The 12498-nt window shown below is 61.9% G+C and carries 2 protein-coding genes; both read right to left on the reverse strand.

Annotated elements, in window-relative coordinates; genetic code table 11:
- A partial coding sequence (locus G3N59_RS18035; protein ID WP_205984001.1) for an ESPR-type extended signal peptide-containing protein occupies positions 1–10720 on the reverse strand: 10720 nt, incomplete at its 3' end.
- Between the two features lie 888 nt (positions 10721–11608).
- Entirely contained in the window at positions 11609–12424 is an 816-nt protein-coding gene (gene pyrF / locus G3N59_RS18040) for an orotidine-5'-phosphate decarboxylase (RefSeq protein ID WP_205984002.1), read from the reverse strand.
- Between the last annotated feature and the right edge of the window lie 74 nt (positions 12425–12498).

Raw genomic sequence — 12498 nt, forward strand, 5'->3', positions numbered from 1 at the left:
CCGACGTGTCGTACACAACTGCATCAGCGATCTTGCCGTTGATGTTGGTGATCTGACCGTTGATCGACGTGATGTTGCCGGCGATGTTGGTCACCGTGCCCGACAGCGTCGAGACGTTCGTGTTGGTCGCGTTCAGCTGCGAACCATTCACTGCATCCAGGCTCGTGGCGCTAACCACGCCATTTGCCACGCTATGCAGAGCGACTGCGATCGACTTGCCTGCACCACCCAGCGTCACCGAGTTGTGCGCCGACGAGTCATACATCACTGCATCGACAGAACCACCGCTGATTTGCGTCAGCGAGCTGTAGATGTTCGAGATGTCGCCGGTGTTCTTCGAGACTTGCGAGTTCGTTTCGTACAGCTGCGAACCGTTCACTGCGTCGAGGCTTGCTGCGCTCAGCACGCCGTTTGCCACGTTATGCAGTGCAACAGGAATCGACGAACCCACGCCACCCAGCGTCACCGAGTTATGTGCCGACGTGTCGTACAGAACTGCATCAGCGATCTTGCCGTTGATGTTGGTCAGCTGGCTGTTGATCGACGTGATGTTGCCCGCGATGTTGGTCACCGTGCCCGACAGCGTCGAGACGTTCGTGTTGGTTGCGTTGAGCTGCGAACCGTTGACCGCGTCGAGGCTCGTTGCGCTCAGCACGCCGTTTGCCACGTTATGCAGAGCAACCGGAATCGACGAACCCACGCCACCCAGCGTCACCGAGTCATGTGCCGACGTGTCGTACACAACTGCATCAGCGATCTTGCCGTTGATGTTGGTGATCTGACCGTTGATCGACGTGATGTTGCCGGCGATGTTGGTCACCGTGCCCGACAGCGTCGAGACGTTCGTGTTGGTTGCGTTCAGCTGCGAACCGTTCACTGCGTCCAGGCTCGTGGCGCTCACCACGCCGTTTGCCACGCTATGCAGAGCGACTGCGATCGACTTGCCCGCACCACCCAGCGTCACCGAGTTGTGCGCCGACGAGTCATACATCACTGCATCGACAGAACCACCGCTGATTTGCGTCAGCGAGCTGTAGATGTTCGAGATGTCGCCGGTGTTCTTCGAGACCTGCGAGTTCGTTTCGTACAGCTGCGAACCGTTCACTGCGTCGAGGCTTGCTGCGCTCAGCACGCCGTTTGCGACGTTATGCAGCGCAACCGGAATCGACGAACCCACACCACCCAGCGTCACCGAGTTATGCGCCGACGTGTCGTACAGAACCGCATCAGCGATCTTGCCGTTGATGTTGGTCAGCTGGCTGTTGATCGACGTGATGTTGCCGGCGATGTTCGTCACCGTGCCCGAGAGCGTCGAGACGTTGGTGTTGGTCGCGTTCAGCTGCGAACCGTTCACTGCGTCGAGGCTCGTTGCGCTCAGCACGCCATTTGCCACGTTATGCAGTGCGACCGGAATCGACGAACCCACGCCACCCAGCGTCACCGAGTCGTGTGCCGACGTGTCGTACAGAACCGCATCAGCGATCTTGCCGTTGATGTTGGTCAGCTGGCTGTTGATCGACGTGATGTTGCCGGCGATGTTGGTCACCGTGCCCGACAGCGTCGAGACGTTCGTGTTGGTTGCGTTCAGCTGCGAACCATTGACCGCATCCATGCTCGTGGCGCTCAGCACGCCGTTTGCCACGTTATGCAGCGCAACTGCCTTGGTCGTGCCCTTACCGCCGAGCGTCACGCCCGACATCGACGAGTCGTCGTAGTGAACCGCGAGACCGTCCGTACCGCTGCCGCCGCCACCGCCGCTCTGGTTGAGAGCGTTGATTGCATCGCCCACGTTGTTATAGGTCGAACCATTAACAACATATGCCGGCTTCACGAGCGAACCGTCCGCGCCCACCGCTGCGCCGTCACCGAATGCGCTCACGGCATCCTTCAACTGGCTGACGTTGACTGCATCGGTATCCGCCGTACCCTTCGCGACATAGATGATCTGACGTTGCTGGGTGGTCGAACCGACCGAGATCGAGTTCAGACGATCGGCGATCGAGCTTGAGCCCAAAGCAACCGAGTTCAGCGCAACAGCGTTCACGTTAGCCGCGCGGCCAATTGCGATGGAGCCAGTAGCTGCCGATGCAACCTGTGCGGTCGTACCGAATGCCATCGAGTCCGTAGCGTTAGCCACCGAGGTGTTGCCGAATGCCAGCGAGTTCAGACCCAGTGCCTTCGAGTTGTAGCCCGCTGCCACTGCGTTGTTACCCGATGCCACTTCGCCGTTACCCAGCGCGACCGAGTTGGTACCCGTCGACTGTGCACTGCCGAACGCGAGTGCGCCCGAGCCCGTTGCGACTGCACCGTTACCGACCGCGGTCGAGCCCGAGTTGGTCGCCAGTGCCTGCGCACCGATCGCCACCGAACCTGCTGCCGTCGCGCTGGCCATCGCACCTGCTGCCACGCCATACGTACCCGGGGTAACGTAGGCGTTGTCGCTGCCGTCGTTGCCGCCATCGGCCTGGAAGTAGGCGCTGCCGCTCGTCGAGCTAACCGACTGGAGCTGGTTCTGGACGCTCTGGACGGCTGCCAGCATCTGCGTGTTCGACTGCTCCAGAGCCTGGGTCGTGGTCGACACCACGCCGATCATGTCGTTGACCTGACCGACCGTTGCCGCGTCGGAGTCAGCCTGACCGGTTGCAACGTTCGTAATACGACGCTGCAGGTTGGTCGAGCTGTTACCCACGGAGATCGTGCGGCTTTGATCCGCCACCGAGCCGAGACCCAGCGCCACCGAGTTGAGTGCCGTCGCCTTTGCTGCCGTACCCGAACCGAGGCCACCGATGTACGGGTTGCCCGTCGCCACGTATTGCTGCATCTGCTGCACGTTGACCGCATCGGTCGCAGCCGTGCCGTTTGCCACGTTATGCAGGGCAACCGGAACCGACGAACCCACGCCACCCAGCGTCACCGAGTTATGTGCCGTCGTGTCGTACACAACCGCGTCGGCCATCTTGCCGCTGATGTTCGTCAGCTGGCTGTTGATCGACGTGATGTTGCCGGCGATGTTCGTCACCGTACCCGACAGCGTCGAGACGTTGGTGTTGGTCGCGTTGAGTTGCGAACCGTTCACTGCGTCGAGGCTCGTTGCGCTCACCACGCCGTTTGCCACGCTATGCAGCGCCACTGCAATCGACTTGCCTGCACCGCCCAGCGTCACCGAATCATGCGCCGACGTGTCATACATCACTGCATCGACAGAACCGCCGCTGATTTGCGTCAGCGAGCTGTAGATGCTCGAGATGTCGCCGGTGTTCTTCGAGACCTGCGAGTTCGTTGCGTACAGCTGCGAACCGTTGATCGCATCCGTGCTTGCAGCCGAAACCTGGCCTGCCGCGACGTTCTGGATCTGACGCGTTGCGCCTGCCGTGCCCACGCTGACCACGCCCGTCGGGGTCGTGCCTGCGTAGTTGTACGTCGTGCCGCCGATCACACCGCTTGCCGTAGCAACCGCTGCAGTCGTGGTCGAGCCGTTACCCAGCGCCACCGAGTTCGCTACCGAAGCGTTCGCGCCAGTACCGATTGCCGTCGAGTTCACGCCCGATGCGTTCGCCAGCGTACCCAGTGCGGTCGAGAAGCTGCCGCCTGCGTTCGCGCTTGCGCCCATCGCCACGCTGCGGTCGCCCACTGCCGATGCCGCATTGCCGATTGCCGTCGTGTAGTCCGTGCCAGCGTAGGCGCTGTTGCCAATCGAGACCGACGAAACACCCACAGCCTTCGAGTTCACGCCCATTGCCACTGCTGCCACACCGACCGAAGTCGCTGCCGAGCCCAGCGCAATGCCGCTACCGCCAAATGCCGTCGCTGCGCCACCGATCGCCACGCTGTTCTGGCCTGCGGCCATCGAATCAGCCTGCGTCGAGTTCACGTGGAAGTACTTGATCCCGGCACCGTTGTTCGTGATGTTGTTCACGGTGTTCGAGATGTTCGTCACGTTGCCAGCGATGTTCGTCACCGAACCCGACAGCGTCGAGACGTTGGTGTTGGTCGCGTTGAGTTGCGAACCGTTGACTGCATCGAGGCTCGTTGCGCTCAGCACGCCGTTTGCCACGTTATGCAGTGCGACCGGAATCGACGAACCCACGCCACCCAGCGTCACCGAGTTGTGTGCCGACGTGTCGTACACAACTGCATCAGCGATCTTGCCGCTGATGTTGGTCAGCTGGCTGTTGATCGACGTGATGTTGCCGGCGATGTTGGTCACCGTGCCCGACAGCGTCGAGACGTTGGTGTTGGTTGCGTTGAGTTGCGAACCGTTGACCGCGTCGAGGCTCGTTGCGCTCAGCACGCCGTTTGCCACGTTATGCAGTGCAACAGGAATCGACGAACCCACGCCACCCAGCGTCACCGAGTTGTGTGCCGACGCGTCGTACACAACTGCATCGGCCATCTTGCCGCTGATGTTCGTCAGCTGGCTGTTGATCGACGTGATGTTGCCCTGGATCGTCGTCACCGAACCCTGGAGGTTCGAAATGCTCGTCGTGTTGGACGTGACTTGCGAGTTCGTTGCGAACAGCTGCGAACCGTTGATCGCATCCGTGCTTGCAGCCGAAACCTGGCCTGCCGCGACGTTCTGGATCTGACGCGTTGCGCCTGCCGCACCTACGCTGACCACGCCGGTCGGGGTCGTGCCTGCGTACTGGTACGTCGTGCCGCCGATCACACCGCTTGCTGTAGCAACCGCTGCCGTCGTGGTCGAGTTGTTGCCCAGCGCAACCGAGTTCGCTACCGACGCGTTCGCGCCCGCACCCAGTGCCACAGCGTTCGTGGCACCTGCGTTCGAGGCGTTACCGATGGCCATCGAGTAGTCACCGATAGCCTTCGCACCATTGCCTTGAGCGATCGACGCCGAACCCGCAGCCGTCGAGTTGAAGCCCAGCGCCGTCGAGTAGTCGCCAACCGAGCTGGCCGAGTTACCCAGTGCGAGCGACGAACCACCAATCGACTTCGCGTTCACGCCCATGACAACCGAGGCAGCGCCTACGGCAGTCGCGGCGGAACCCACGGCAATACTGCTGCCGCCAAACGAAGTCGCTGCGCCACCGATCGCCACGCTGCTCTGGCCTGCGGCCATCGAATCAGCCTGCGTCGAGTTCACGTGGAAGTACTTGATCCCGGCACCGTTGTTCGTGATGTTGTTCACGGTGTTCGAGAGGTTCGTCACGTTGCCAGCGATGTTCGTCACCGAACCCGACAGCGTCGAGACGTTGGCGTTGGTCGCGTTCAGCTGCGAACCGTTGACCGCGTCGAGGCTCGTTGCGCTCACCACGCCGTTTGCCACGCTATGCAGCGCCACTGCGATCGACTTGCCCGCACCGCCCAGCGTCACCGAGTTATGCGCCGACGAGTCATACATCACCGCATCCACCGAGCCGCCGCTGATCTGCGTCATCTGCGTGTAGATGTTCGAGATGTCCGACGAGTTCTGCGTCACCTTCGTGTTGGTCGCGTACAGCTGCGAACCGTTGATCGCGTCCGTGCTTGCAGCCGAAACCTGGCCTGCTGCAACGTTCTGGATCTGACGCGTCACGCCTGCCGAACCCACGCTCACGACGCCCGTCGGGTTCGTGCCTGCGTAGTTGTACGTCGTGCCGCCGATCACACCGCTTGCCGTAGCAACCGCTGCCGTCGTGGTCGTGTTGTTACCGAGCGCAACCGAGTTCGCCACCGACGCATTCGCCGATGTACCGATTGCCGTCGAGTTCACGCCCGATGCGTTCGCCAGCGTACCCACAGCCGTCGCGTAGCTGCCGCTCGAGTTCGAGCTTGCGCCGAGCGCAACGCTGCGGTCGCCCACTGCCGATGCCGCATTGCCGATCGCCGTCGTGATGTCCGTGCCAGCGTAGGAGCTATTGCCGATCGAGACCGACGAAGCACCCGCAGCCTTCGAGTTTACGCCCATTGCCACGGCGCCCACACCGACCGCAGTTGCCAACGAACCCAGCGCAATGCTGCTGCCGCCAAATGCGGTCGCTGCACCACCGATCGCCACGCTGCTCGGGCCTGCGGCCATCGAATCGGCCTGCGTCGAGTTCACGTGGAAGTACTTGACGCCCGCCGAACCGTTCGTGATGTTGTTCACGGTGTTCGAGAGGTTCGTCACGTTGCCGGCGATGTTCGTCACCGAACCGGACAGCGTCGAGACGCTACCCTGGAGGGTCGTAATATCCGACGTGTTCTGCGTGACCTGCGAGTTCGTTGCGAACAGTTGCGAACCGTTGATCGCATCCGTGCTTGCAGCCGAAACCTGGCCTGCCGCGACGTTCTGGATCTGGCGCGTTACGCCTGCCGAACCCACGCTCACCACGCCCGTCGGGTTCGTGCCTGCGTAGTTGTACGTCGTGCCGCCGATCACACCGCTTGCCGTAGCAACCGCTGCCGTCGTGGTCGTGTTGTTGCCCAGCGCAACCGAGTTCGCTACCGACGCGTTCGCGCCCGCACCCAGCGCCACGGCATTCGTGGCACCGGCGTTCGAGGCGTTACCGATGGCCACCGAGTAGTCACCGATAGCCTTCACCGCGTTACCTTGCGCGATCGACGCCGAACCCGCAGCCGTCGAGTTGAAGCCCAGCGCCATCGAATTGTCGGTCACCGCGCTCGCCGAGTTACCCAGGGCGAGCGAATTACCACCAATCGACTTCGCGTTCACACCCATGACAACCGAGGCAGCGCCTACGGCAGTCGCGGCTGCACCCACGGCAACACTGCTGCCGCCAAACGAAGTCGCTGCACCACCGATCGCCACGCTGCTCGCGCCTGCGGCCATCGAATCAGCCGCCGTCGAGCTTACGTGGAAGTACTTGACGCCCGCCGAACCGTTCGTGATGTTGTTCACGGTGTTCGAGATGTTCGTCATGTTGCCGGCGATATTCGTCACCGAACCGGAGAGCGTCGAGACGCTACCCTGGAGGGTCGAAATATCCGACGAGTTCTGCGTCACCTTCGAGTTCGTCGCGAACAGCTGCGAACCGTTGATCGCGTCCGTGCTTGCAGCCGAGACCTGGCCTGCCGCAACGTTCTGGATCTGACGCGTCACGCCTGCCGAACCCACGCTGACCACGCCCGTCGGGGTCGTGCCTGCGTAGTTGTACGTCGTGCCGCCGATCACACCGCTTGCCGTAGCAACCGCTGCCGTCGTGGTCGTGTTGTTGCCCAGCGCAACCGAGTTCGCCACCGACGCGTTCGCCGAGGTGCCGATTGCCGTCGAGTTCAAGCCCGACGCCTTCGCCAGCGTACCCAGAGCCGTCGCGTAGCTGCCGGTCGCGTTCGAGCTTGCGCCAAGCACAACGCTGCGGTCGCCCGCCGCCGATGCGGCATTGCCGATCGCCACCGTGAAGTCGGAGCCCGCGAAGGAGTTCTGACCCATTGCAACCGAACTGGCGCCGGCCGCCTGCGCGCTGTTACCAATTGCGACGCCGTTCGCCCCCGTTACCGTGGTATAGGCGCCAAGCGTAGTCGCGCCCGTGACCTTGGCGTAGCTGTTGTTACCGACCGCGACAATGTTGTTCGGATAGCCGTTGGCAATGCCCGCATTGGCGTTATTACCAATCGCAATTGCATTGCCCCCTTCGGCGGTCGCGCTCTGGCCAATCGCCATCGCATTCGTGCCGCTGGTGAACATCGCGCCGTTATTGGTCGATGCATTCGTACCAATTGCGATGGAATTGAGACCTTGGGCCGCCGTGCTCGTCCCGAGCGCGATGTTATTGCCCTGGCTGCCCATAAGCGGACGACTTGCCGTAGCGCCACCGCCAATTGCGATATCACCGCTGGCAAGGGCTACCGAATCAGGCAGCGTCGAGGCCACGTGGAAATACTTGATCCCGGCACCGTTGTTCGTGATGTCGTTCACGGTGTTCGAGAGGTTCGTCACGTTGTTCGCAACGTTCGTCACGGCCGTGTTCGTCGCGAAAAGCTGCGAACCGTTCACCGCGTCCGTGCTTGCAGCCGAAACCTGGCCTGCCGCAACGTTCTGGATCTGACGCGTCACGCCTGCCGAACCTACGCTCACCACACCCGTCGGGTTCGTGCCTGCGTAGTTGTACGTCGTGCCGCCGATCACACCGCTTGCCGTAGCAACCGCTGCCGTCGTGGTCGTGTTGTTGCCCAGCGCAACCGAGTTCGCTACCGACGCGTTCGCGCCCGCACCCAGTGCCACAGCGTTCGTGGCACCGGCGTTCGAGGCGTTACCGATGGCCACCGAGTAGTCGCCGATAGCCTTCACCGCGTTACCTTGCGCGATCGACGCCGCACCCGCAGCCGTCGAGTTGAAGCCCAGCGCCATCGAATTGTCGGTCACCGCGCTCGCCGAGTTACCCAGGGCGAGCGAATTACCACCAATCGACTTCGCGTTCACGCCCATGACAACCGAGGCAGCGCCTACGGCAGTCGCGGCGGAACCCACGGCAACGCTGCTACCGCCAAATGCGGTCGTTGCACCACCGATCGCCACGCTGCTCGCGCCTGCGGCCATCGAATCAGCCTGCGTCGAGCTTACGTGGAAGTACTTGACGCCCGCCGAACCGTTCGTGATGTTGTTCACGGTGTTCGAGAGGTTCGTCACGTTATTCGAAACGTTCGTCACGTTGTTCGCAACGGTCGTCACGGCCGTGTTCGTCGCGTACAGCTGCGAACCGTTGATCGCGTCCGTGCTTGCAGCCGAGACCTGGCCTGCCGCAACGTTCTGGATCTGGCGCGTCACGCCTGCCGAACCCACGCTGACCACGCCCGTCGGGGTCGTGCCTGCGTAGTTGTACGTCGTGCCGCCGATCACACCGCTTGCCGTAGCAACCGCTGCCGTCGTGGTCGTGTTGTTGCCCAGCGCAACCGAGTTCGCCACCGACGCGTTCGCCGAGGTGCCGATTGCCGTCGAGTTCAAGCCCGACGCCTTCGCCAGCGTACCCAGAGCCGTCGCGTAGCTGCCGGTCGCGTTCGAGCTTGCGCCAAGCACAACGCTGCGGTCGCCCGCCGCCGATGCGGCATTGCCGATCGCCACCGTGAAGTCGGAGCCCGCGAAGGAGTTCTGACCCATTGCAACCGAACTGGCGCCGGCCGCCTGCGCGCTGTTACCAATTGCGACGCCGTTCGCCCCCGTTACCGTGGTATAGGCGCCAAGCGTAGTCGCGCCCGTGACCTTGGCGTAGCTGTTGTTACCGACCGCGACAATGCTATTCGCGTTGCCGTTGGCAATGCCCGCATTGGCGTTATTACCGATCGCAATTGCGTTGCCCCCTTCGGCGGTCGCGCTCTGGCCGATCGCCATCGAGTTCGTGCCGGTGGTGTAAAGCGAGCCGTTATTGGTCGATGCATTCGTACCAATTGCGATGGAATTGAGACCTTGGGCTGCCGTGCTCGTCCCGAGCGCAATGTTATTGCCCTGATTGCCGAAACCCGCACGACTTGCCGCAGCGCCACCGCCAATTGCGATATCACCGCTGGCGAGGGCTGCCGAATCAGGCAGCGTCGAGCTCACGTGGAAATACTTGATCCCGGCACCGTTGTTCGTGATGTTGTTCACGGTGTTCGTAACGTTCGTCACCGCCGAGTTCGTCGCGAAAAGCTGCGAACCGTTGACCGCGTCCGTGCTGGTGGCCGCAACCTGGCCTGCCGCGACGTTCTGGATCTGGCGCGTTGTCGTTGCCGAACCCACGCTCACCACGCCCGTCGGGGCCGTGCCTGCGTAGTTGTACGTCGTGCCGCCAACCACACCGCTTGCAGTGCCAACCGCTGCCGTCGTGGTCGTGTTGTAACCCAGTGCCACCGAGTTCGCTACAGACGCGTTCGAGCTTGCGCCCAGCGCCAGCGCATTGACACCAGAAACGTTCGAGCTAAAGCCCAGCGCAGTGCTGAAGTTCGAGGTTGCAGTACTGCCCATACCGACTGCCGTGGCCCCATTGGCCGCGCCCGTGACCGCTGCGTTGCCACCCAGCACCACCGAGTTCATACCCGTGCTGGTCGCATTCGTGCCGATCACCGTGTCGTAGTTGTAGCCGGCAAGGCTCGCACCCGCGTTCACGCCCATCACGATGGAGTTGTCGCCCTTGGCCGCTGCGCTGGAGCCAATTGCAATCGCGCTGAGGCCGGATGCCTGGCTGGTCGTCCCAAGCGCAAGGGTGTTGGAGTTGCTCGCCTGTGCGCTATTACCTACCGCCACGCCGTTCGCGCCAGTTGTCTTTGCACCTGTGCCGATCGCAATACTGTTGGAATTGGTCGCGACCGCACTGTTGCCGACTGCGATGGCCTGGGAGCCAGTCGCCGTTGAGGAAACGCCAAGCGCACTGCTGCCGGTGCCGGTCGCCGTTGCCGCGGCGCCAAGCGCAACCGAGCTAGTCCCATACGCCGACGCGTACGCGCCGAGTGCCGTGTCAACCCACCCCCCGGCGTACGAAGCGTAGCCTACCGCCGTGCTACCCGATGAGTTGGCTGTAGCGTTCGCGCCAAATGCCGCCGCTCCCCAATTGGAGCCGTGCGGATCAACCACGCCCGTGGTGCCAGCAGCCTTCGCGTTGGTGCCCACGGAAACGTCGATGCTGTCGATAGCCACCGTCGCCCCGGTGCCCGCCGAATACGCGTGAGCCTGCGAAGCCGCGCCCAGCGCAACGGCTGCAACCGCCACCGCCTTGACGCTCTTGCTCTTGCCCTTACCTCGGGCGTTCTCCTGCGCAGCTACCCACGTTCCCGTAGCTTCATTCCAGACGGAACGATATGCCTTATTCATTTGCAATCCTTAACTAACTTTAAAGATAAAAGGTGGACTTCAAAAACCTGCTATTCGCAGTCCGAACCGCACCAGGTTGACCGGACGCTCGACGTATCGACTTGCATCCGCTTTTCGCTGGCATTAAAGAGATGACTCACCAGCCGTTGGGAACGAGTATCTGCGCCGCGACACAATCGTTAAATCGAACGAGTTCGATTAGCGCGAGAACCGCGTGCTGACGCCCGCCGTGAGAACAAAGTGAAGAACAGCCGGATGGCACAACGCGGCAAGCGGTTCGAGCAAGCTTCGAATCTGCTTTCGCCCTGGGCAAACGACAGACGGTCCTATCAACTTTGGGAGCGATCTTAAGGAAGGGAAATGCGTGGGAGAATCGGAGAATTCTTATTGTCGTGCCCTATGATCGAACTAAATTCTTGGTTTTTGATGCAAGTTTTAAGGGATATTTAGGACAATCGTTGAAGATCACTGACATTCACTTAAACATCAAAGATCGGCATGATCCAAATCTCAATATCAATCCTGTATATAAGGAGTTTTTATAGGAATATTCCTATATCGAAATTGCAGATACGCAGGAGGGGGATAAAACCGATTCCGACTGGTGACAACGTCGTAAGGGGACAGGAGTAAGGCGGGCGGGGCTTGAGCCGCTCCAGGTGAAGAACATCGCAAAAATATGTTTGCAATCCTGATCAATACGCCGAAACGTGAGCGGGATTTGCCAGGATTTGCCATATATGAAGTTAAAAAAAAAGACGGCTGGTGCCCGTTCACGTGAGTGACAGACCCCAGCCGTCCTGGCCAGCAATACGCTGGCTATGCGCTTTTAGCGCCCCGCGCCGACACGCGACTCCCGTGCGTCGGCAGCAAGGCTGAAACCGCGAATCAACGGTAGGCGTTGATCGTATCGCGCGTCTTCTGGGCAGCCGTTGCAGCCGCCTGCGCGTAGTCCTCGCCCTTGCTCGCGTAGATGATCGCGCGCGACGAGTTGATCAGCATGCCGGTGCCGTTAGCGGTGCGGCCGGCCTTGACCGTCGCTTCCACGTCGCCGCCTTGCGCGCCGATGCCCGGAATCAGCAACGGCATATCGCCGACGATACCGCGCACCGTCTCGATTTCCTTCGGGAAGGTCGCGCCCACCACGAGGCCGAGTTCGCCGCTGGCGTTCCACTTGTTCGCCGCGAGATCGGCCACGACCTGATAGAGCGGCTTGCCGTCGGTCGTCAGGAACTGCAGATCCGAACCGCCGGGGTTCGAGGTGCGGCACAGCACGATCACGCCCTTGCCTTCATGCGCGAGCCACGGCTCGATCGAATCGAACCCCATATACGGATTGACCGTCACGGCGTCGGCCTTGAAGCGCTCGAAGGCTTCGCGCGCGTACTGCTCGGCCGTGCTGCCGATGTCGCCGCGCTTGGCGTCGAGGATCACCGGCAGGCCCGGATGCTTGTCGTGGACGTGAGCGATCAGCGCTTCGAGCTGGTCTTCGGCGCGATGGGCGGCGAAGTAGGCGATCTGCGGCTTGAACGAGCACGCGTAAGGCGCGGTGGCATCGACGATATCGCGGCAGAACTCGAAGATCGCGTCGCTGCGGCCAGCCAGCGCGGCGGGGAATTTGGTCGGCTCGGGGTCGAGACCGACGCACAGCAGCGAGCCGGTACGCTGCCAGGCGGCGGCGAGGGTCTGATTGAAGGAAGTCATGATGAAGCGCTCGGGCGAGCGGGTGTAGGGGAAACGGCGCGTATTTTACCCGGCCTGAGCGCGGGCGCTTCGCG

This window comes from Paraburkholderia sp. Ac-20340, from assembly GCF_017104965.1.
In the GTDB taxonomy this organism is placed as follows: Bacteria; Pseudomonadota; Gammaproteobacteria; order Burkholderiales; family Burkholderiaceae; genus Paraburkholderia.